The 23587-nt window shown below is 48.2% G+C and carries 17 protein-coding genes; 9 read left to right on the forward strand and 8 right to left on the reverse strand.

The window, feature by feature from the left end; all coding sequences use genetic code 11:
• The 6 genes from AC3ISQ_RS18145 to AC3ISQ_RS18170 all read left to right on the forward strand — a co-directional run bounded on the left by AC3ISQ_RS18145 (window position 1) and on the right by AC3ISQ_RS18170 (window position 5765).
• On the forward strand, window positions 1–846 hold the full coding sequence (locus tag AC3ISQ_RS18145; protein WP_489348752.1) for an ABC transporter permease: 846 nt from the start codon (window positions 1–3) through the stop codon (window positions 844–846).
• Between the two features lie 5 nt (window positions 847–851).
• On the forward strand, window positions 852–1709 hold the full coding sequence (locus AC3ISQ_RS18150; protein WP_489348754.1) for a quaternary amine ABC transporter ATP-binding protein: 858 nt from the start codon (window positions 852–854) through the stop codon (window positions 1707–1709).
• A 13-nt stretch (window positions 1710–1722) separates the two neighbouring features.
• Window positions 1723–3240, forward strand: coding sequence for an HAL/PAL/TAL family ammonia-lyase (locus tag AC3ISQ_RS18155; RefSeq protein WP_489348755.1), 1518 nt, complete (start codon window positions 1723–1725; stop codon window positions 3238–3240).
• Window positions 3241–3423: 183 nt separating this feature from the next.
• Complete coding sequence (locus AC3ISQ_RS18160; RefSeq protein WP_489348757.1) at window positions 3424–4164, forward strand: nucleoside recognition domain-containing protein; 741 nt, start codon at window positions 3424–3426, stop codon at window positions 4162–4164.
• Entirely contained in the window at window positions 4164–4625 is a 462-nt protein-coding gene (locus tag AC3ISQ_RS18165) for a YjiG family protein (RefSeq protein ID WP_489348759.1), read from the forward strand. The genes AC3ISQ_RS18160 and AC3ISQ_RS18165 overlap by 1 nt, the downstream gene beginning before the upstream one ends.
• Before the next feature lie 18 nt (window positions 4626–4643).
• The gene (locus AC3ISQ_RS18170; RefSeq protein ID WP_489348761.1) at window positions 4644–5765 is read left to right on the forward strand and encodes a M20 family metallopeptidase; all 1122 of its coding nucleotides are present in this window, start codon (window positions 4644–4646) and stop codon (window positions 5763–5765) included.
• Between the two features lie 115 nt (window positions 5766–5880).
• Here the strand turns inward: AC3ISQ_RS18170 and AC3ISQ_RS18175 are convergent, their stop codons facing one another.
• The 5 genes from AC3ISQ_RS18175 to pyrG all read right to left on the reverse strand — a co-directional run bounded on the left by AC3ISQ_RS18175 (window position 5881) and on the right by pyrG (window position 11593).
• Window positions 5881–6606: a carbohydrate binding domain-containing protein gene (locus AC3ISQ_RS18175; RefSeq protein ID WP_489348763.1), complete on the reverse strand. Its 726-nt coding sequence runs from the start codon at window positions 6604–6606 to the stop codon at window positions 5881–5883.
• A 121-nt stretch (window positions 6607–6727) separates the two neighbouring features.
• Window positions 6728–7912 carry a methionine gamma-lyase gene (locus AC3ISQ_RS18180; protein WP_489348765.1) on the reverse strand — a complete coding sequence of 395 codons (1185 nt, stop codon included), beginning with the start codon at window positions 7910–7912 and terminating at the stop codon, window positions 6728–6730.
• Window positions 7913–7941: 29 nt separating this feature from the next.
• Window positions 7942–8265 carry a hypothetical protein gene (locus AC3ISQ_RS18185; RefSeq protein ID WP_489348767.1) on the reverse strand — a complete coding sequence of 108 codons (324 nt, stop codon included), beginning with the start codon at window positions 8263–8265 and terminating at the stop codon, window positions 7942–7944.
• Between the two features lie 313 nt (window positions 8266–8578).
• Entirely contained in the window at window positions 8579–9874 is a 1296-nt protein-coding gene (gene eno / locus AC3ISQ_RS18190) for a phosphopyruvate hydratase (RefSeq protein ID WP_489348768.1), read from the reverse strand.
• Window positions 9875–9955: 81 nt separating this feature from the next.
• A complete protein-coding gene (gene pyrG, locus AC3ISQ_RS18195; protein WP_489348770.1) occupies window positions 9956–11593 on the reverse strand; it encodes a glutamine hydrolyzing CTP synthase in 1638 nt (545 codons plus the stop codon).
• Window positions 11594–12023: 430 nt separating this feature from the next.
• Here pyrG and AC3ISQ_RS18200 point away from each other — a divergent pair, with 430 nt between their 5' ends.
• Complete coding sequence (locus AC3ISQ_RS18200) at window positions 12024–12797, forward strand: MurR/RpiR family transcriptional regulator (protein WP_489348772.1); 774 nt, start codon at window positions 12024–12026, stop codon at window positions 12795–12797.
• A 19-nt stretch (window positions 12798–12816) separates the two neighbouring features.
• On the opposite strand, the gene AC3ISQ_RS18205 is transcribed toward AC3ISQ_RS18200, so the two are convergent.
• Complete coding sequence (locus AC3ISQ_RS18205; RefSeq protein WP_489348773.1) at window positions 12817–15702, reverse strand: DMSO/selenate family reductase complex A subunit; 2886 nt, start codon at window positions 15700–15702, stop codon at window positions 12817–12819.
• A complete protein-coding gene (locus AC3ISQ_RS18210; protein WP_489348775.1) occupies window positions 15689–17455 on the reverse strand; it encodes an FAD-dependent oxidoreductase in 1767 nt (588 codons plus the stop codon). Before AC3ISQ_RS18210 ends, AC3ISQ_RS18205 begins: the two co-directional genes overlap by 14 nt.
• A gap of 377 nt (window positions 17456–17832) precedes the next feature.
• Between AC3ISQ_RS18210 and lacZ the strand changes: the two genes are divergently transcribed.
• Window positions 17833–20991, forward strand: coding sequence for a beta-galactosidase, LacZ type (lacZ, locus tag AC3ISQ_RS18215; RefSeq protein ID WP_489348777.1), 3159 nt, complete (start codon window positions 17833–17835; stop codon window positions 20989–20991).
• 87 nt (window positions 20992–21078) lie between these two features.
• The gene (locus tag AC3ISQ_RS18220) at window positions 21079–22578 is read left to right on the forward strand and encodes an APC family permease (protein ID WP_489348779.1); all 1500 of its coding nucleotides are present in this window, start codon (window positions 21079–21081) and stop codon (window positions 22576–22578) included.
• 159 nt (window positions 22579–22737) lie between these two features.
• Here the strand turns inward: AC3ISQ_RS18220 and mazG are convergent, their stop codons facing one another.
• Entirely contained in the window at window positions 22738–23538 is an 801-nt protein-coding gene (mazG, locus tag AC3ISQ_RS18225) for a nucleoside triphosphate pyrophosphohydrolase (protein WP_489348781.1), read from the reverse strand.
• Window positions 23539–23587: the final 49 nt, after the last annotated feature.

The following is a 23587-nucleotide window of genomic DNA, read 5'->3' on the forward strand; positions in this document are numbered from 1 at the left end:
ATGTTCCCAGAACGCTTTACGTTCTCGATCGCCGATTGGATTAATGGCTGGGTTGAAGTCTTAGTCAATAATTATGGCGATTTCTTCCGCCAGATCTCAGACACCCTGCTGTGGGCGGTGATCCAACTGGAAAGCCTACTGCGCGCTACCCCTTGGTGGCTGATGCTGGCAATTGTCGGTTTTCTGGCTTGGCATGCCACACGTCGTTGGCTACCCACCGCGGTGATGGTCGGCTTGCTGTTGTTGGTCGGTGCTGCGGGTATGTGGGACAAACTGATGCAAACGCTGGCGCTGGTGTTGGTGGCAACGATATTGGCGATCATCTTCGGTATTCCACAAGGCATTCTGGCAGCGCGTAGCGATAAGGTACGCGCAGTGATGATGCCAATGATGGACGTGATGCAGACCATGCCGAGTTTCGTCTATTTGATCCCAGTGCTGATGCTGTTTGGTTTGGGCAAGGTGCCGGCCATTCTGGCTACGGTTATCTACGCCACGCCGCCGCTGATCCGCTTGACCGATCTCGGTATCCGTCAGGTCGATAAAGAAGTGATGGAATCGGTCACCGCGTTTGGGGCTAACCGCTGGCAGAAACTGTTTGGCGTGCAGCTACCGCTGGCGTTGCCAAGCATTATGGCCGGGATCAACCAGACCACCATGATGTCGCTATCAATGGTGGTGGTCGCTTCGATGATCGGCGCGCGCGGTTTGGGCGAAGACGTGCTGGTGGGCATTCAGACGCTGAACGTCGGTTTGGGGCTGGAAGCCGGGCTGGCGATCGTTATCTTGGCGGTAGTCATTGACCGCATCACTCAGGCTTATGGCCGCACGGCAGTGCCGAGGTAAACCCGATGAACAAGATTGAAATCAAAAACGTCTACAAGATTTTCGGTCAAAAAACCGATCTCGCGCTGGCGCTGAGCCAGCAAGGACAAACCAAGCAGCAGGTGCAGGCTGAAACTAACTGCGTGATTGGCGTAGATGATCTGTCGATGTCGATCGAAGCCGGTGAGATCTTCGTGATCATGGGGCTTTCAGGCTCCGGTAAATCAACGCTGGTACGCCACTTTAATCGCCTGATCGAACCCACCAGCGGCGAGATCCTGGTCGATGGCGAAGACATTCTGCGTTACGACGAAAACCAGCTCGAGCACTTCCGCCGTCATAAGATCAGTATGGTGTTTCAAAGCTTTGGCCTGTTACCACACAAGACGGTGCTGGAAAACGTCGCCTACGGGTTGAAGGTTCGTGGCGAGAAGAAAGAGGTTTGCCAAGAACGCGCCCTGCACTGGGTCAACACTGTTGGGCTAAAAGGCTATGAGAAATCGTATCCGCACCAGTTGTCTGGCGGGATGCGGCAGCGAGTTGGGCTGGCGCGTGCGCTAGCGACCGATACCGACATCATTTTGTTAGATGAAGCCTTCAGTGCGCTCGATCCGTTGATCCGTGCCGAGATGCAGGATCAACTGTTAGCTCTGCAAAAAGAGCTGAACAAAACGCTGGTGTTTATCACTCACGATCTCGATGAAGCAGTGCGGATCGGCAATCGTATCGCCATCCTGAAAGACGGCAAACTGATCCAAGTCGGCACGCCACACGAGATCCTGAATAACCCGGCTGACGAATACGTTAACCGCTTCGTGCAGCGTCGTTTGGCGCTGGATGAAAACGTGCAAAAACCTCGGCCAATGATGAAAGTCATCGCCTAACAAGGAGCCCATAATGAGCTATCCCGCTTCAGTGGTGATCGACAGCCAGCCACTGCGCTGGCAAGACGTGGTAGCAGTGGCGCGCCACCGTGCACCGTTGGCTCTGACAGATGCGGCTTGGGCTCGCATCGACAATGCCCAAGGTATCGTCAAACGCATCGTCACCACGGAACAACGTGCCTACGGCGTGAATACAGGGCTGGGGGCGCTGTGTAACCAAGCGCTGCATGGCGAACAACTGGCGCAGCTTTCACGCAATACGCTGATGAGTCACGCTTGCGGTGTCGGCACACCACTGACTGACGAACAGACACGTGCCATTATTTGCAGTGCTATCGTCAACTACAGCCACGGTAAATCTGGCATTCAGCGCCCGTTGGTAGCAATGCTGCTGGCGCTGCTCAACCGAGGTATTACGCCGCAGGTGCCGTCGCAAGGTTCCGTCGGTTATCTGACCCACATGGCACACATCGGCGTGGCGTTGCTGGGCTTAGGTGACGTGAGCTATCAAGGGAAAATCGTCCCGGCCAGTCAAGCACTGGCGGCGGAAGGTTTAGTATTGCCAACGCTTGGCGCGAAAGACGGTTTATGTTTGGTCAACGGCACGCCGTGCATGACCGGGCTGGCCTGCTTGGCGTTAGCCGATGCTTGGCGTTTAGCACGCACTGCCGATGTATTGGGTGCGATGAGTTTTGAAGCGCTGCGCGGGCAAATTGCCGCCTTCGATGAAGAAATTTTGGCGTTGAAGCCTCACCCCGGTATGCAACAAGTCGGGCGTAATTTACGTGCTTTACTGCAAGGCAGTGAAGTGATCGCCGCCAGTGGAGGCATTCGAACGCAAGATGCGTTGAGCATTCGTTCGATCCCTCAAGTGCATGGCGCTTGCCGCGATCAGATCGTTCACGCCGCACAGCAGATCGAATGCGAACTAAACGGTACTAGCGACAACCCGCTGTTGCTCGGTACACCGGATAACTTCCGCGTGATGTCGCAAGCCAACCCACACGGTGAATCGGTCGCCATGGCCGCCGATCTGTTAGCCATCGCCATCGCGGAACTGGGCGGAATTGCCGAACGGCGTATCGATCGCCTGATCAGCCCATTGGTTAGCGGTTTACCCGCATTTTTGGTCAGCGAACCCGGCGTGAATTCCGGCATGATGATCGCCCAGTATGTCGCGGCTTCGCTATGTGGCGAGAACCGTCAATTAGCACAACCTTGCGTAGTGGACAACTATGTCACTTCAGCATTACAGGAAGACCATCTGAGCTTAGGCACCAGCGCGGCGCTGCGTTTGCAACGATCGATAGCCAACTGTACGCAGATTCTGGCGATTGAATATCTGCTGGCAGCACAGGCGTTCGAATTCCTCAGCCAGTATCGTTTCGGCGCAGGAACGCAACGCGCGTGGCAACGTCTGCGACAAGAGATTGAGCCTTATCATCAAGATCGCTGGCTAGCGCCGGATATTGCCGCTAGCGCGACGCTGATTAGCAGTGATAAATGGCTAGCCGAGGTGACATTACAGTGAATCATTCCGGCCTTCAGGATGAAGGCCGGTAGTTATATAACCTGCCTAAGTTCAAATAAGTCAGCAACAGAATAATCTCCTGCCCTTTTTATTGATCTTTATCAGTTCCGCCAATGACGGTTTCTTGAATAGTGAATAAGTTTCAAACTATTACATTCATTGTTCTATGAAAAGGAAGTGATTATGAGCAATTCTCCAAAACCAGTTATTCCACCTGATGAATTACGCGTTGGCCCCGGAGCCTACATTGCCCTGCTGTTCGCGATGGTCTTTTTCTCTGGTCTACTAGGCGGCAACACTTGGTACGGTGTGTTTGACTTCACCACGCTGAATGGCGCATTTGGCAAAGTCGTTAGCGGCGTGAGTGGCAGTGGCGATGAACTTAAAGTCGCCACCAGCGCCTTTCGCGGTAAAGGTGGCAATGGCGCAATGGACGGTTTTCTGTTTGCGTTTGGCCTGATCCCGGCAGTGATGTTCGCGCTGGGCATGATTAACGTGCTTGAACATTACGGCGCACTGAACGCGGCACGCAAACTCCTCACTCCATTGCTGCGCCCTCTGTTGGGTCTGCCCGGCTGTGCCGGTCTAGCGATGATCGGTAGTCTGCAAAGCACCGACGTCGGCGCATCATTAACCCGTAACCTCAGCGATGAAGGGCAAATTTCGGACAACGAACGGGATGTGTTCACCATGTTCCAGTTCTCTGCCGGCGCGATGATCACCAACTTCTTCTCCTCTGGCGCCATCTTGTTCACCCTAATGACTGTTGATGGCACGCCTGCGGTACCTGCCTCTATCGGCCTGTGTGTCGCGGTGATGTTCGTGATGAAAATTTTTGGTGCCAACGTGTTGCGCCTGATCCTGCGCGCCACCACGCGTAACGAAAAACAAGAAAAAAGCCTATCAGCACAAGGAGAAGCCTAATGTCCGCACCTTCAAATCCTATGATCACTGACGTCTTTGTTGCTGGAGCGCGTAAAGGTTGGAACATTGCTACCACTAGCACCTTACCCAACGTATTAATGGCGTTCGTGCTGATTAAAGCCTTGGAAATTACCGGAGCGCTGAAAGGATTGGCTTTCATCTTTGGGCCATTGATGGGGCTGTTCGGCCTGCCAGGTGAAGCGGCAGCGGTGTTGATCGGCGGTTGGATGTCGATGGGCGGCGCAGTTGGCGTGGCGGTGGCGCTATTCGATCAAGGCATTTTGACCGGTACCCATTTGGCGATCCTCGCCCCGGCTATCTATTTGATGGGTTCACAAATTCAATATGCCGGGCGCATCCTCGGTGTGGTAGGGACTTCTGCCAAACGTATTCCATTGATGATCGGTATTTCAGTGGTGAACGCCTTTATCGCCATGGTGATCATGCGCGTTCTTCTGTAGTTATAAGTGAGAAAAGTGATGAATATTGAACAATATCTTGATGAGTTACGCAGCGTGGTCAATATCGACTGCGGCACTCAAACCATCGCTGGTGTGGCGCGGGTCGCAGACCGTTTCACCACTTGGTATCAGCAAGACGGTTGGCAGGTTGAGCGGGTCGATTTGGGCGATAAAGTCGGCCCAGGCTTGTTTGTCAGCAATCGCCCTAACGCCGAACAATTTGATGTGTTGCTAGTCGGCCATATGGATACCGTATTCCCTGAAGGCACCGTCGCCCAGCGCCCGATGAGCCAGCAACAGGGGCGGGTTTATGGCCCCGGCGTTGCGGATATGAAAAGCGGACTACTGAACATCCTGTGGGCATTGCGTGGCCTGTCACCTGATGAGAAAACACGGCTTAATATCGCCGTCGCTATGAACCCAGATGAAGAAACAGGTTCGGTTTATTCGCATCATTGGATCGGCGAATTAGCCAAACGCAGCCGCGTGGTTTTGGTCTGTGAAGCCGCTCGCGCCAATGGTTCGTTGGTGAAAGCGCGTAAAGGCATGGCGCGTTATCGCTTGGACTTCCAAGGCGTAGCGGCACATGCGGGTAACGATCCTCTACGCGGTCGCTCCGCGATCAACGCCCTCGCCCACGCAATTATCGAGCTGAATGCTTTGGCGGATATGGAAGCTGGCACCACGCTTAACTTCGGCGTTGTCCAAGGTGGTGATGCCGCCAATATCGTCGCGGACAAAGCCCATGCAATTTTGGATCTGCGCTTCTGGACTAACGAAGAATACCAACGCGTGCATCAGGCGCTGACCCAATGCTGTAAAACATCATTCCAACCCGACGTCAGTACTCAGATCACGCAACAAGCCCATACGCCAGCCATGTCACCCTCGCGAGATACCGAAAAACTGATGGAACTGGTGGAAGCCGTCGGTGAACAAGAAGGGATTGCCATCCGTTGGCAAGCGGTCGGTGGCGGTTCGGATGCGAATCACACCGCAGCGTTAGGTATTCCATCGCTAGACGGTTTTGGCCCTATCGGCGCAGGCTTCCATAGCCCAGCGGAATATCTGGAACTCGATAGCATTGCGCCGCGTATCAAATTGTTACGTCGGGTTATTGGACAGTTATCACCTAAATAATTGGAGTTGTATTAAGGTATCAGCCAACAAAAATGTAACGTGAAGACGATGAGCCTCATTCCAGAGGCTCATATTTTGAGTTAACGCTAACCACTATTGTGATCAGACAAATAAATTACAAAACAATTGTGCCTGGAGCCAACAGCGCTGCACGCGTCCCACTATAAAGTTGATATTCTTTCTTTGTACGGTTATCTACGGCAACAAAAGTGAATATATCATCGGGAGTATCACTGCTGGAGATTGTATAATCCACCACATAATGAGTATCTGCAACCACATCAGGTATTTCAGTCGATAGCACCTTATTAATATACAATCTATTGTGCTGTGAAGGTACGTTTGGTCTAGTTTGAAAATCAAAATGAGGCGTTGAACCACCCCACAGATCTAACCAAACTGGCGTGTTATATTCAAACACCACATTAGACACCCCAATGTTATCCACATCAATTGAGAAATCCCCACTGTTCCACGGCACATTAATACGCAGCTTCAATAAACCGGCTTTGGTAGAGGTTTTAAATTCAAACACCTGTTGCTTCCATTGTTCACTCAGTTCTGTATTAAATTTCTTACTGAACAAAATAGCCGGCTGCAGCTCCATATCCGTGATACTGATCTCCCCTGTAGCCTTACCGCGAGAGACAAAGGTGATTTTATAACGGGTATTTTTCTCCAGATAAATATTTTGCAAAATAGAACCGGTTGATTTAATACGGCAGTAATGGTTTACCCCTCCATCTTCAATCTGGACAGCAGTACCAGAGGAATACACCCATGCTTTAGAATCTTGGGTTTCGAAATTGCCGTCTGTGATCACATTATTTTCGATAATCATAATAGCCTCACCAATTCAATAATAAATGAACGGAATTGTTCAAGGCTATTTTTATGGAGTTAAAATAAAATAGGTTAAACATCGATTATCAAGTGAGAATCGATGATATTTCCCTCATCTTTTATGTTAAAGCTTGAATAATATCCGCTTCTAAATCCGCGACATCCTCTAATCCTGCCGACAGCCGAATCAATCCATCACTGATATGGTGACGCTGACGTTCTTCGGCGCTATAAGCCGAATGAGTCATACTGGCCGGATGCTGCGCCAAGGTTTCGCAATCCCCCAAACTGACAGCGCGGAAGATCAACTGCAGTCGATTGAGGAAGCGTATCCCCGCTTCCATTCCCCCTTTTAATTCGAAGGCCAGCATACCGCCGGGGCGCGTCATTTGCTGTTTGGCCAACGCATACTGTGGGAAGGTTTCCAACCCCGGATAATAAACCCGCTCCACCGTCGGGTGCTGCGCCAGCATTTCCGCCAGTCGCTCTGCATTATCGCAGTGGCGTTCCATACGCAGTGGCAAGGTTTTCAAGCCACGCAACAGCAAAGCCGCGTCCTGCGCTGACAGCACTGCACCGTTCATATCCTTCAAACCGACCAAACGGAACTGTTGTGCCAACTCTTGATTGGTCACCACCAACCCGGCTAACAGGTCGCCATGTCCGCCAATATATTTAGTGGCTGAATGCACCACCATATCCGCTCCCAGCGATAGTGGCTGCTGCAGGTATGGCGTACAATAGGTGTTGTCCACCAACAGCAACGCCTGTTGGCTATGGCTGATTTCGGCAATTTTGGCGATGTCGATCAGCCGCATATTAGGGTTGGCTGGGGTTTCGCAATACACCAGTTTGGTATTGGTATTAATGGCTTCGGCCAAACACTCTGGACGCGTCAAATCAACATGAGTGATCTTGACGCCAAAACGCGCCAAGCCGTGATGGAAATAACTGAAGGTGCAGCCATAAATGGTTTCATCGACGATCAACTCATCGCCCGGCTTGAGTAACGTCCAACAACAGGCAGTCACCGCACCCATGCCAGAGGCAAACGCCACCGTCGCTTCGCCGCCTTCCAGATTGGCAATACGCTGCTCCAATAGATTCAACGTCGGGTTAGCGATGCGTGAGTAAAAATAACCGGGTTCCGTTCCTGCAAAACAGGCTCCACCATATTCGGCCGAGGGAAAGGTGAAGGTCGAACTCATAAACACTGGCGGGCACAAAGCACCATGATACTGCTGTGGATCATAGCCATGATGGATGGCACGAGTAGCAAAAGCCTGTTTGTTTGATGCTGACATAACAACTCCCCAAGGGTGAAATGTTCGGCTTAGTCCGCTAACGTTTCAGGTGGCAATGTGCTAGTACGTATCCGTTGACCCACGATTTGCAAGGTGCGCAGAACCAGCATCAATCCAAGCAAGGTATCCGGCTGGCGTAACAAGGCATAAAGCGAACGTGTCAGCTCCTGCTTAAAAAAACTGTTAAAAGCCACATACATAAACGCTGGTTTATAATAATGCACCGGAGAATCGGAAATCATTAATAACTCAACTTTATTATTGATTATTTCACGATGTAATTTCGCTGCTAACAAGTTAGCGAGAATCGTGCCGCCAGTTCCTCCCCCCACAATGATAATTCTTTGTTTCATTCTTCCCTCGCTTCCTAATGAGACACATAAACAATAAAAATCAATACATTGAAAATCATTGGTACGTTCTAGGCAGAAAAGCGAGCTTTACTACACTGCCTTGCAGACAGTTTAGTAACTTAAAAACATAACACCAAACGAAAGGGAATAAATAAAATAAGAATTTTATTAGTTCAATGTAATTAATGAATTACAGGAAGGGAAATTAATAGATTTAGATGCGATGAATAGCTAACTATAAATTTCAAACTCATTTACTGGGCATAAAAAAACCCGCCAGAGGCGGGTTTCTAGTACCAACTGCAACCAGTAATTACTGGCCTTTAACTTCTTTCAGGCCGTTGAATGGAGCGCGGCTACCCAGCGCTTCTTCGATACGGATCAGTTGGTTATATTTAGCAACGCGGTCAGAACGGCTCATAGAACCAGTTTTGATTTGACCAGCCGCAGTACCTACCGCCAAGTCAGCGATGGTTGCATCTTCGGTTTCACCTGAACGGTGAGAGATAACCGCGGTGTAGCCAGCGTCTTTTGCCATCTTGATAGCAGCCAGAGTTTCGGTCAGAGAACCGATCTGGTTGAATTTGATCAGGATGGAGTTAGCGATGCCTTTATCGATACCTTCTTTCAGGATCTTGGTGTTGGTTACGAACAGATCGTCACCCACCAACTGGATTTTGTCGCCCAGTACTTCGGTCTGGTGTTTGAAACCAGCCCAATCAGATTCGTCCAGACCATCTTCGATGGAAACGATCGGATATTGCTTGGTCAGATCTTCCAGGAAGTGAGTGAACTCTTCAGAGGTGAACGCTTTGTTGCCTTCGCCAGCCAGCACATATTTGCCGTCTTTGTAGAACTCAGAAGCTGCACAGTCCATCGCCAGAGTAATATCTTTACCCAGCTCGTAACCTGCCGCTTTTACCGCTTCAGCGATAACTGCCAGCGCTTCTGCGTTAGAACCCAGGTTTGGCGCGTAGCCACCTTCGTCACCAACAGCAGTTCCCATACCTTTAGACTTCAGCACTTTAGCCAAGGTGTGGAACACTTCAGAACCCATACGGATAGCTTCTTTCAGAGTTTTAGCGCCCACTGGCTGAATCATAAACTCTTGAATATCAACGTTGTTGTCTGCGTGCTCGCCACCATTGATGATGTTCATCATTGGCAGAGGCATAGAGAATTTGCCTGGGGTGCCGTTCAGTTCAGCGATGTGCTCATACAAAGGCATGCCTTTAGAAGCCGCAGCCGCTTTAGCCGCAGCCAGAGAAACCGCCAGAATGGCGTTAGCGCCGAACTGAGATTTATTCTCGGTGCCATCTAAATCGATCATGATTTTATCGATGTTAGCTTGGTCTTTAGCATCTTTACCCAATACTGCCTGAGCAATTGGGCCGTTTACCGCAGCAACGGCTTTCAGTACGCCTTTACCCAGGAAACGAGATTTGTCACCGTCACGCAGTTCCAAAGCTTCACGGGAACCGGTAGAAGCACCTGATGGCGCAGCAGCCAGACCGACGAAACCGCCTTCCAAGTGAACTTCAGCTTCAACAGTTGGGTTGCCGCGTGAGTCGATGATTTCACGGCCGATGACTTTAACGATTTTGGACATTAGGTTTTCCTCAGTACAAGTTAAACTAAAACTCCAGACAAACAACGCGCAGTTTTCACCGCGCGTTGCTCACTTAAACTCTTATTTTACCTGACGCTTTTGGTGCTCACCTGCCGCTTTAATGAAGCCAGCGAACAGTGGGTGCCCATCACGCGGCGTCGAAGTAAATTCCGGGTGGAACTGACCCGCCACAAACCACGGATGGTTCGGCAGCTCAATAATCTCAACCAACTTCTTATCTGCGGAAAGACCGGCTACACGCAGACCTGCGGCTTCGATTGGCTTCAACAGCATGTTGTTAACTTCATAACGGTGACGATGACGCTCAACAATGGTCGGCTCGCCGTACATCTGACGGACCAAACTGTTGTCGGCTAGGTGGCATTGTTGACTACCCACTCGCATCGTGCCGCCTAAATCACTTTCTTCGCTACGCACTTCGACGTTACCGTCTTCGTCGCGCCATTCGGTGATCAAGGCGACCACCGGGTACTTACAGTCTGGCACAAATTCGGTGGAGTTGGCGTTTTCCATCCCCACGACGTTGCGAGCAAACTCCATCAACGCCACTTGCATGCCCAAGCAGATGCCCAGATAAGGGATGTTATTTTCACGCGCATATTGCGCGGTCATCACCATACCTTCAACACCGCGGTAGCCGAAGCCGCCAGGGATCAAGATCGCGTCCAGACCTTTCAACATATCAACACCACGGGTTTCGACATCCTGTGAGTCAATAAGTTTGATATTAACCGTCAGACGGTTTTTCAGCCCGCCGTGTTTCAGCGCTTCAATCACGGATTTGTAGGCGTCTGGCAGTTCAACGTACTTGCCAACCATACCAATGGTCACTTCGCCGCCCGGATTGGCTTCTTCGTAGATCACTTGCTCCCATTCACCCAAATTGGCTTCAGGAGCATTGAGGCTGAATCGTTTACAAATATAATCGTCCAGGCCTTGTGATTTCAAGAGGCCAGGGATTTTATAAATAGAATCAACGTCTTTCAAAGAGATAACCGCTTTTTCTGGTACATTACAGAAAAGCGCGATTTTAGCGCGTTCATTAGCAGGAACGACTCGATCAGAACGGCAAATCAACACATCAGGCTGAATACCGATGGAAAGCAGCTCTTTTACCGAGTGCTGAGTCGGCTTGGTTTTGACTTCACCCGCCGCCGCCAAATACGGTACCAACGTCAAATGCATATATAGAGTGTGTTCACGACCCACTTCTACTGCCATCTGACGGATAGCTTCGAGGAACGGCAGCGATTCGATATCGCCAACGGTGCCGCCGATTTCTACCAACACCACGTCATGGCCTTCGCCACCTTCAAGAATACGTTCTTTGATTGCGTTGGTGATGTGCGGAATAACCTGTACGGTCGCGCCCAGATAGTCGCCACGACGTTCTTTACGTAGAACATCGGAATAGATGCGGCCAGTGGTGAAGTTGTTGCGACGCGTCATTTTGGTGCGGATGAAACGTTCGTAGTGACCCAAGTCTAGATCGGTTTCTGCACCATCTTCGGTGACGAAAACTTCTCCGTGCTGAATCGGGCTCATGGTGCCCGGATCCACGTTGATGTACGGGTCCAGTTTCATGATGGTGACGTTGAGGCCACGGGCTTCGAGAATAGCCGCCAAAGAGGCTGCGGCAATGCCTTTACCCAGAGAGGATACGACCCCGCCGGTCACAAAAATATAATTAGTTGTCATGCTGAACCTGAGAGTTTAGGTTTAAAGACGATGGAAGTACCAAGACGGGAAAGTAGTATACCCGAACCTCTCTTGACCTACAAACGATCGTTTTCGCCATCATCGTCTCTGCCGCCACTAGGTGTTCCTCAGTATTAACCTTACCTGCACCGTTTTCTAACCATCATTAAAACAATAAGTTAGCGTAATGAAATTTCTTTTACCGGCATTCCAAAGCAATAAAACACCTTATATTTCAGTTTGTTGTCCTTCCCTTCCTACTAACGCTAAGTTCAGCAAATTTCGGCACCGAGCTTAACCGTTTCAGCTATGGCAAATATTGTCGCCGATCAAACAAGCAAGAGGAACTGCGAATGGTACTCACCCTACCAACCGAGTAAGATATTGGTCATGGGGGCTTTCTCGCTGTAGATAAAATGTCAGGATAAATATGATGAGTGCCATAAACGAACTATCAATTTCGTATTCCAAGCTAACAAAAACTGAACGGGCACTGGCAAAAAAAATCATCAAAGCCCCTACCATTATTGTTGAAAATTCCATCACAACGGCCGCTGAATCTTATGAGGTTTCTGTCTCTTCAATACAACGAATCGCAAAGAAAATGGGCTATTCGGGCTACAGTGAGTTTAGGTATGCGCTCGCTAACGACTTAAAAAGTCAGGAAGTCACAGGCCATCACATCGACAGCCCCATTAATAAAATTATCGATGGCTATAAAGAGAGCATCGATTTATTAAAAAATAGTCAATATCTTGAGTCTGCTCAGACGATCAAAAAACTCATTCTCGAAGCTAACAATCTTTATATTGTTGGGCTTGGCGGTTCGTCTTATATGGCTGGCTATTTAGAGCACATGTTGTTTTACAGCACCCGCTCGGCACATTTAATCAATGAACAAGAGCGTTTTGATTATGTAGATCAAATCATCCGCCAAGATGATTTAATTATTATTTTCTCCGCATCAGGTGCTGAGGCGATTTTAAAGCAATACCAAGAAGACAACTTTAGAGGTAAAGGTGCGAAACTGGTTCTGATTACCATGAATGAAGACACAACGATAAAGTCAATGGTTGACTATCTCGTTGTGCTGCCTAGAGTACCGATCATTGTCAATGCTGAAAAACAGCAAGAGATTTTCATCGACAACAACTCAATCTACATGGTGTATATTCATATACTTTTATTCGTCGCCCAAATATAAATTGGGCGACGGTTTATATTTATAAGTGTAGAACACTCTCACTAAGTTTAACTTCCACCAAATTTGTGTGCTGCGGGTTACCTTTGGCAAACGGTGTCGGGTTGTCGGTAGAAGTCAGCGTATTAATGCAACCTCGGATATCGACCCCTTTACTGTCAGGTGTATACCAAGCACCTTGCGGCAGCCCAACCACGCCACGAATAATACGGGGAGTCACATGAGCCGGTATACGTACCACACCTCTAGCATTATAAATTCTGACTATGTCGCCATCCTGTATGTTTCGCGCCTTTGCATCATCGCAGTTAATCCATAATCTTTGCGGCTCCACTTCTTCTAACCATGGATTGTTATCATGAACGGAGTGAGCACGGCGTTTTGTATGCCACCCTAAAAGCTGCAATGGATAGGTTTGACGCAAAGGATCTTCCGCACCTTCTGGGCAAGGCACGTACTTTGGAATGGCTGGACGTGTGGTTGGATCATTAAGTGCATAAATACGTGGAGAAAACACCTCGACTTTCCCAGACGGTGTGTTGAAGCGATGATTATGGGGATCTTGGCGCTGTTTTTGATAAGCGATATAAGACTCGTTATTTTTATAGCTATAGCCCCCATCGCTGATAAATTGCTCAAATGAAGGTAACTCCTGCTCTCCATTTTGCAACTGCGTATATAAATGCTGCCGCCACGCCTCCATCGTTGGCTTACCCTCGTCAAATGCCTCACCATGCCCCATTAAATGCGCTAACTCACGTATCCAGCTCAATTCCGGTCGGCTTTCGAATATCGGTGAGCGCACCTGATTATTACAGAGCAGATAGTCGCCGTAGATCCACGAGTGAGAAAAGTTGTTCATTTCCAAGAATGAGGGTGCAGGCAGAAGAATATCTGCACACCTCGCGCTGGAGGTCATAAAGATATCCGCGCAGAGGATAAATTCACATTTGCTTTCGTCACTCAAAATTCGAATTGAATTATTAACATCAGCATGTTGGTTGACTAATAAATTGCCACCAATGCTCATGAGCATTTTTATACCGGAGGAGAGTTGTTCAACACCGGTTAACCCATCTTTATCCGACGTCATGTCGGTGCCATGATCGACTGCACGGCTCCACAGAAAACAAGGGATTTTCCCAGGGTAAGGGTTTTCGCCATACGGGAATGAGATCTCCCGATGTTTCTTGGTTTCTAGGCCGCCTGCTGCACCACCGCCCGGTATTCCCACATTGCCGGTAAGACAAGCCAGCAAAGCTAAACTACGCATTGTTTGCTCACCATTGCCAATACGTTGCAGCCCAAGCCCTGGCATCAAACAGGCGGGTTTGGTCGTGGCGTACTCTCTTGCCAATTGTTTAATGACATCCGCATTCACACCACTAATAGACTCTGCCCATTCCGGTGTTTTGGGGATACCGTCTTTTATTCCAAGTAAGTAACTTTCATAGCTTTCATTGGCAGGAATACCCTCTGGCATGTGTGCTTCATCCATACCGAGACAATGATTATCGATGAACGCCTTATCATAGAGTTTTTCTGTCCAGATAACGTAAGCCATGCCATCGGCTAAGGCTGAATCCGTTGATGGGCGAATACCAATCCACTCGTCGGCATAAGCCAGTACCGTATCACTTTGGCGTGGATCAATAACTACGATCCGAACACCTTTATTTTTCAGTTGTGTTAGGTAGTAATTCCGCTCCGTTCCAAACAGTGTTTCTGCTGGGTTATGTCCCCATAAAATCAAAAACTGAGTATTTAATATATCCTCGATGGAATTGGAGCCATAATTATCACCATAAACATAGGGCATAATATAATGTACACAGGCCGAGCTATAATTATTATATCTCCCCAAACTTCCGCCATCTAAATTAAGCAAGCGCTGCATCATTCTGTCACCACGCAGAACGGCTTCATTACCCGAGCTAGCCTGAAGATAACGAGAAGCTGGGCCATACTTGGCTGTAATACGCTGCCACTGCTCAGCGATGGTGTTAATCGCTTCTTCCCAAGAGATGCGGGTAAATTTCCCTTCGCCACGCTTGCCGATTCGCTTCATCGGATAACGCAGTCTATCGGTATTTAAAAATGTATACCGATAGCCCCGCCCACGCAGACAAGCGCGTAATTGAGGTGTGCGTGCTCCGCAATCGGTGCCGATCTCCAACACACATCCTTGCTGTTGTTGCACATCAATAACGCAGCGTCCACCGCAGTTATTCACCCCTGCCGTGTGAACCAATTCACCCGGAGTATTTTCAATCGGAGGTAATAACTCATTAACTGGCATCAACGCTGAGTCTGGCAAATCAACATCAATTTGATATCCCGTGAGCACAAACTCTTCCATTAACTCGATAAAGCTCATTAATGCCGGATGCAACCCACAGGCTTTTACACTGGATGCCATGGCAGTTAAAGTATCCAGTAAAAAACTTTGGGTGAATGTCTCTATTGCCTGCTCAATATCTTGGTTTTTTTTGCCACCATGGGCAACATCATCCTCATAAGCCGCATTTAAATAGCCGAGGAAATGGAACTGATTACCGATAAAATCGGGAGGATTTCCATCCAGATTAGGTGGCGTATGCCCCCACTGATGATAAAAGTGAATAACCTCAAGCGTCGTCTCACTCCAAAATATCGACGTTTTCCCTTTAGCCACCGAAGCCCATAATGGAATATGGACATTCCATTGCGTACCATAAAACAGGGTTTCATAGTCTTGCTGTAATACCGGATTATCAATGGCCGCTGTAATACTCTTTTTTAGTTTTTCAGTTGCAAGTGTTAACGGGATCACTTTCGTTATGAAATTTTGCCAATCATGATAAGAAAGACAAAAAGCTTCACAGAGAGCAAAACCTACCCAACGTCTATTTTTATTATCTTGCTTCATTGATTCTCTCCAAAAAAGTAAGTTGGCTTTGTTTTTCTTTTATTCCGCCACTGATGGTATTCATCCGTGTGAGATCGCCTAACAGCACGGCACCCACTAAGATATCGTTGTTGAAAAAATATCGTTCTACACTGATTTGAGGTGTCGTGGTATTCACCAAAAACTCTGCACGACGAGTTTTGCTGTATGAAAACTCCAGCATTTTACATTCTGGGCTTTTCCCAGTGTCCCCTTCAGCATAAAGAGAAATTTTTCCATTCATTAATACTGCGGCAGGCACCGTTTGATAACGCAAGGGATCACCAGCGGCATTGGCACCAGCGACTCGGCCTTGTTCCATGGCTTCGGTCCAAACCGCCAGATTAATGCCACCCCATTCGGCACAATCTCCAGCAGCATATAAATCCGCTACGTTGGTACGCATGTTTTCGTCGACAACAATACCTCGGGCAATTTCTATACTGGCTTTTTGCGCGATCGAAACATTGGCTCTAACGCCACAGGTAACAACGACAAGGTTGGCAGAAAATGTTCGTCCATCCGCTAAGCGGACTCCAGTCACATTGTCGTCACCACATAGTTCTTTAATTTGGATATTTGTATGAACGGCAATGCCATGATCGGTAAGCTGCGTTTTTAATTGTTGGGCTGATGTCTCATCCAATAAACGCCCCATTAACGAGGGAGCTGATTCTAATACCGTAACGTCACAACCATATTTTTTCAGCTCAAATGCCGTTTCAAGCCCAATCACCCCGCCACCAATCAACACGGCTTGTTTATGTCTAACCAACCAGCGACGCATGGCGTAGATATCCTCCAGTGTGCGAATGGAAAAAACACCCGATTTATCGACACCCGGAACTGGCGGCACAAAACTTTGCGCACCTAATGCATAAATACATTTGCTGTAATGAATAACTTGACCATCGTGCAGGTAAACGTTGTGCTCATCTGGTTTTATTTCTTGTACTTTAGTATTTAAACAAACATTAATATTGTGTTCGTCATACCAACTTTTGGGCAGAATTTGAAATGGCTTAGCATCAAAACCACGCAACGCGGCTTTCGTTAGCATTGGCCGGCTATAAGGTAATTCCTTTTCTGCACTGACCAAGGTGATCGTACAAGTGTGATTACGTTCGCGGATCGCTTCAATAGCACTTAGCGCCGCCACTCCACCGCCTAATACCAGAAAATGCTCATGGGTATCTTTACGATAAGCCACCGAGTGGTGTTTGGGTTGCTGCTTTTCATTTTGCAAAATGAGCAAAGAAGGCACAGTGATCGAAGCATCGGGCAAGAATTTTGGCATAAACCCATCCTCTATTTCCCCGAATTTAAGGCAGTGAGTGATACATGCCTGAACACAGGCGGGTTGCTGCCCCAGTTTGCGTAAATCGGCACAGGAATCACACTTTTGTGATATCCCATGGGTTGGGCTAAGAAAAGTAGCCCCATAAGGGCAATTCCATACACAAGCCCCACAACCAATACACCGCCCTGCATGGTGTTGTATTGTCCCATCTTCCGCTTTATACAATGCGCCCGTCGGGCAACCTTTCACACAATCGGCTTGGGAACAGTGATTGCAGGCCCCTGAATAAGCCTGCGTCTGATCATGATGTTCGAAAAGAGATACCCGCCGAAAAAAGTAATCTACCGGCAAATCATTTTTATCTTTACATGCAATCTGACAGGCTTTGCATCCTGTGCAATTGGCAGGAGTAAAGATGAATCCGAGTTTTTTCATAGCGTTACATTCCCACTAGATACAACATCGCTACCCTAAATATATTCGTCTTATCACCTACGCCCTGACGAAACCGATAAATATATCAACACAAAAAGTAATGTTGAATAATTTATCATTACGATATCAAAAAAGGAAGGTTGTTTTGTAAGCAATCCTTGCATCCCCAACAAATTGAAGCTCCTTTGAACGGCTATCCAAACTCTGAACGAAGGCGGTCATTGATACGTTCTGACGACAAACTGCTCAATTTGCGACAGACCCCACACAATTGATCGGCAATAAACGCTAAATTCTTCGGTAAATTTTTACTTAATATTTAGTAAAAACATTAACTGAATTGAGTTTACTTTGTATTTAATCCAAGGAAATCCAGTATGAGCGCGGTCGTTTCTGATAAAGAAAGAATTATTGCTTTGTATGAAGAGAACAATCATGTTCCTGCGGTTCTGGAGGATCATCGTATCAATGGCATTAACAAGGAAGCGCCGAGACCTCACCTGTTTCCTTTTACTAATCAATATCTAGCTATCCAAAATCATCCTACTGACGCGGGTAATTATCTTTCTTTGAATGGGCTTTGGCGCTTCAACTGCGCGAAGAACCCAGAATCCAGACCTAAGACGTTTTACCAAGAAAACTTTGATGTCTCCGCTTGGGACAGCATTCAGGTACCAGGAAACTGGGAAGCTCAAGGCTTTGATAACGCTATTTATATCGATGAGCGCTTCCCTTTCACCACCCAATGGCCGCAAGTGCCTCGAGACTACAACCCGGTCGGCTCATACCGTCGTACTTTCCATTTAGAAAGAAGCTGGTCTGGGCGAGAAATTTTCCTCCAGCTCGCCGGGGCTAGAACCGCTAGCTTTATTTGGATCAACGGTCAGCGAGTTGGGTACAGCCAAAACGCAAAAAATCCAGCAGAATTTAATATCACCCCTTATGTTCGAGAAGGTGAGAACAGCATTGCCGTTGAGATTTTCCGCTGGGCCAACGCCAGTTATGTCGAAAAACAAGACATGTTAGACATGTCAGGTTTTGAGCGCGAAGTGTTCATCTACTCCACCGGGAAAACCCGTATTTACGATTTTCATTGTAAACCGGAGCTGGATGCCAGCTTTACCCAAGGGAATTTCAGTCTCAGCGTAGATTTAAAACACTATGATAATCATAGCGATGAGCTGAATTTAAATATTCAGTTGCTGGACGATGCCAAAAACTTTGATGCCATTATCACCGGCAATGAAATCTTTACTAAAAAAGGGCTTGAGCAGCACTTTAATTTCACCGGTAAGGTGGAAAAGCCACGCCTTTGGAGTGCAGAAGCGCCGAATCTTTATACCTTGTTGCTCACACTCACCGACCAGCAAGGCAACGTGATTGAGTCAACCAGCCATAAGATTGGTTTCCGTCGTGTTGAAATCATCAATGGTCAACTGACCGTGAATGGCAAAGCGATAAAAATCAAAGGGGTAAACCGTCATGAGCTTCATCCGACTTTAGGGCACGTCCCGACTGAAGAGAACATGTTGACCGATATTCGGCTCATGAAAGAGCACAATATCAACGCGGTTCGTACCAGCCACTTCCCTTGCCATTCCCGCTGGTATCAACTCTGCGATCAATACGGCCTCTACGTTGTAGATGAAGCGAATATCGAGTCGCATCCGTTAGCCTTGGAGCCAGAAACACAGATTGGTGATACCGAGTCTTGGATACCTGCTCATTTAGATCGCGTACAGGCGATGGTTGAACGCGATAAAAACCATGCTTGTGTCATCGTTTGGTCGATGGGTAATGAAGCCGGTACCGGATGCGTGTTTGAAACCCTGTACCAGTGGATAAAAGACAAAGACAGTAGCCGCCCAGTGCAATACGAGCCCGCCGGTGACGCGCCTTACACCGATATTGTTTGCCCAATGTATCCCGCGCTGGAGCGTTTAGAGGAGTTTGCTCAACAGAGCGATGGTCGTCCGATGATCATGATTGAGTATGCCCATGCGATGGGGAACTCGGTCGGCATTCTGAAAGACTATTGGGACATCATTGACCGCAGCAGTAACTTGCAAGGCGGCTTTATTTGGGAATGGATGGATCACGCTTTAGTTCTCACCAACGAGCGCGGCCAAAAGTATTGGGGATACGGTAAAGACTACCATCCTGACAAACCGAGTGATGGTAACTTTATGAATGATGGTCTGGTCGCCGCCGACCGCGTTCCTCACCCACACATGGCTGAAGTGAAAAAGGTTTATCAGCCGGTTCGCTTCCATGCGGTCAATGCCGCTGCCGGACAGTTTGAAATCGAAAACCGTTATGACTTTATTGGGTTAGACCATCTTGATATTCACTATCAAATCACGGCTGATGGTCATAAGGTGGCTCATAAAAGTCTAGGAACCATTGCTGTTGCCCCAGGTCAGCGCCAACTCATTCAAATCCCAGTAGAAAAGATGACTCTGCAACCCAATAAAGAGTATTTAATCACTCTCAGCGCGGTCAACAAAAATGAAGAAACGTTGACTGGCGTGGGTTATGAACTGGCTTGGGATCAGTTTAATCTAACGGCTCGGACGGTGATGCCGCATTCCGATAACACCATTCACTCCGCACTGGAAGTACACGAGAACAAAAACCGCATTGAAATCAAAGGTAACGATTTCTCCATCGAGTTTGATCGTGAAAATGGCCAAATGGCACGTTTTACCGTGGAAGGGAAAGACCTGATCCACAGCGGTATCGAGCCTAATTTCTGGCGTGGACTCACTGATAACGATCTCGGTGCCAAAGTCTTCGAATGGGCAAAAGTTTGGCAAGATGCGGGCAAAGAACGCCGTTTGTCTTCACTGAAAGTCGATATGCCTTCCAGCCGTGAAGTCGTTATCACCAGCCGCTTTGAACTCCCTACCGTCGCCAGTAAATATTCACTGATTTACTCCATCTACGCCGATGGTGAAATTCGGATACAAACCAGTTTTACGCCGGGTTCAGAAGAGTTGCCGATCATGATGCGAGTCGGTACGCGATTAATATTACCGGCTGAATTCCAATATATGCAGTGGTTTGGTCGTGGCCCGGTGGAAACCTACGCTGACCGTAAAGGGGCAAAAGCGGGTATCTACGGCGGGACGACGTGGGAGCAATTCCATGCCTATCCAAGACCACAAGAAAGCGGCAACAAAACCGATGTTCGCTGGGTACGCGTGGTCAATCGTGATGGCTTTGGCCTTGAAGCCATGGCTGAAGACCAGTTGCTCAATACCAGCGTTTGGCCGTTTGCTGCCGAAGAACTTGATTTCGTTTCAGACGATGGGGATATGAGTGCCTCCGGCCTGACGCCGCTATCGCGTAAGCATGGCATTGACGTTCAGCCCGGCAATATTACCACTTGGAACATAGACTTAGCCCAAATGGGAACTGGTGGGCAAAACTCATGGCGCTCTTTACCTCCAACCGCCTATCAACTACCTGCACAAAACTATCATTACTCCTTCCGTTTACGCCCGGTACGAGCGCCTAAACACGACATGGCCTGATAAGGGTTCCTCTGATGCTCTGCAAAGAGCATCAGAGGTCGTATGGAATAGATGATATTTTTATAAAACTAATAAAGGAAAACGGTCATGTCTGAGAACTCCGATCCACGGTATAAAATGTCGTTAATGACATTTTTATTCTTCTCAATTGCTGGGGGCGGTTTTGTCCTTAAAGGTGTCGTAAGCCAGTACACCGACTGGGGATATAACTCTTGGCTGCTGTATGCTTTTGCCACACTGTTTTACGCCATCCCGTACACATTTATGATCATTGAGTTTTCATCGATTAAAAAACTCCGTGATTCAGAAAGTGGTTACCAAACTTGGTTAAACCTGATCTTAGGGCGCAAGATGGGGTTTATTGGCGGGTTCTTCTATTTTTACGTCAACATCTTCTACTTCGTTGACCTATTGCCCAACGTCATTACCTATTTCATGTACACCATTTCTAATGACGTGGCTTTTGTGACCCATCTAACGACCTTAACCTGGTTTAAACCCATTATCAGTATCAGTTCGATCGCACTGTTCTGGGTCGCAACATGGGTGTCCATGAAAGGGCCTAAATGGTTGTCTCGCCTGCTATCTTTTGCCGGGTATGCTGGGTTTGCGTTAACCGTGCTCTTTATCATTGCAGCAACCTATAAAATCACCACCAGCACCATCCTATTTAACGGCACTGTCGTTGCACCAGAATATTTGCAACACATTGATCTGTCTTGGACAAAAATTGCCTCGATGTCTTGGGCATTGCAATCACTGGGTGGCTTGGAAGCACTTGCCGCTTACAAACGCAACATTCGTGGCGGGGAGCGTAACTTCAAAATTGGCTTACTGCTCAACGTGTTTATTTTCTCCGGCATCATGGTGGTGTCTTCGGTACTGATCAATATGATCCTGCCAGCTGAACAAGCCGCTCATCTGGGTCTGCTGTCGACTATTTATGTGGTATTCCAGCAGTTGGACTTCCCGAGCTGGTGGACCAACGTCATCGCCCTGTTCCTGATGATCACCACGCTCTGCGGCTCTTTGATGCTGTGGACTGCGGCACCGGTAAAAATGCTGTTTGTTGATGCGCCAAAAGGCATTTTCGGTAAAAAACTTTCCGAAGTGAATAAAGAGGGGACGCCAATCAACGCATTGAAAATGCAAGGAATGGTGGTCACCGTTATCATCATCTTGTTTATGCTCGGTCAGTTCAACTCAGGCATCAATACGATTCTGATTACAATTAAAAACCTTGATGGGGGAGCGGCAACGTTACCGGTTCTCTTTATGGTTGCGGGTTATATCAAGCTGCGCTGGAATAAGAATAACCCTGATTATGAACGTAACTTTTACTTCTTGGGTAAAGGTCGTTTCTGGGCTTTGTTATCGGTCTTACCTATTATCACCATCTTTACCGCTGCGACCGTTGCCGCATTGATCCCAGGGCCAGACAGTTGGAGTGAGAACTTCACCGGCTCGTTGATTCAAGTCGTCTTGGGGCCAGTCAGTATTGTTGCGGTATTTATTTATTGCAGCATGATCTTCAATCGCTGGAAAGCTAAAAACCCGAATGATAACTCCTACTTCAACGTTATTTAATCACTAAATAACGGTGTCAGGACTATTGGTGGGAGTGATGCAGGTTAGCCGACCGTTGAGCGCAGGGATGCGCGATACGAGCCCCAGGGATGGGTTCGCGGCGTGTCGGCGTTCTGTATCACTCCCGCTTAATGGAAACAGTATTAAGTTTTGTCACAATCAGAGGGTATTTTCCTGCTGCTTCACCTGCTGCCACGCCTCCTCCATCTGTTCCAGCGTTGCTTCACCCATCACCAACCCGCGCTGTTTGATGATTTCTTCGACCTGACGAAAACGGCGTTCAAACTTGCGGTTGGCAGCCTGTAATGCGCTTTCTGCCTTATGGCCAAGATGACGAGAGAGGTTGACGGTGGCAAACAGCAAATCGCCAATTTCTTCTTCCAATTTTTGCTGATCTATTACCGCTTGTTGCGCTTCGTGCATCACTTCATCGATTTCTTCATACACTTTGCCCAGCACCGGGCCGAGGGTATCCCAATCAAACCCCACCGCCGCACAACGCTTTTGGATCTTGTGAGACCGCATCAAGGCAGGTAAAGCATGAGGAATGTCATCTAGCGCCGAGTGCAGCGCTTTATCGGCACGTTCGCCGGCTTTTAGTTGCTCCCAACGTGCGGCGACAACTTCACTGTCAGCCGCATCGGCATCAGCAAAAATATGCGGGTGGCGGCGTTCGAGTTTGTCACTGATAGCGCTGCAAACATCATCAAAATCAAACAGCCCCTGTTCTTGCCCCATCTGAGCATAAAACACCACCTGGAACAGCAGATCGCCCAACTCTTCGCGCAAATCGGCATAGTCTTGGCGCTCGATGGCATCCAACACTTCGTAGGTTTCTTCCAGCGTATAAGGCGCAATGGTGGCAAAAGTCTGTTTACGATCCCACGGGCAACCGCGTTGTGGATCGCGTAGCGTTTTCATAATGGTCAACAAACGTTGTAAAGGAGCAGATGAGGTCATGGGTAATCCTGAATAAAACGCGGGCACACTGAATGCAATGCGCCCGAAA

This window comes from Serratia sp. KH_031, from assembly GCF_057839655.1.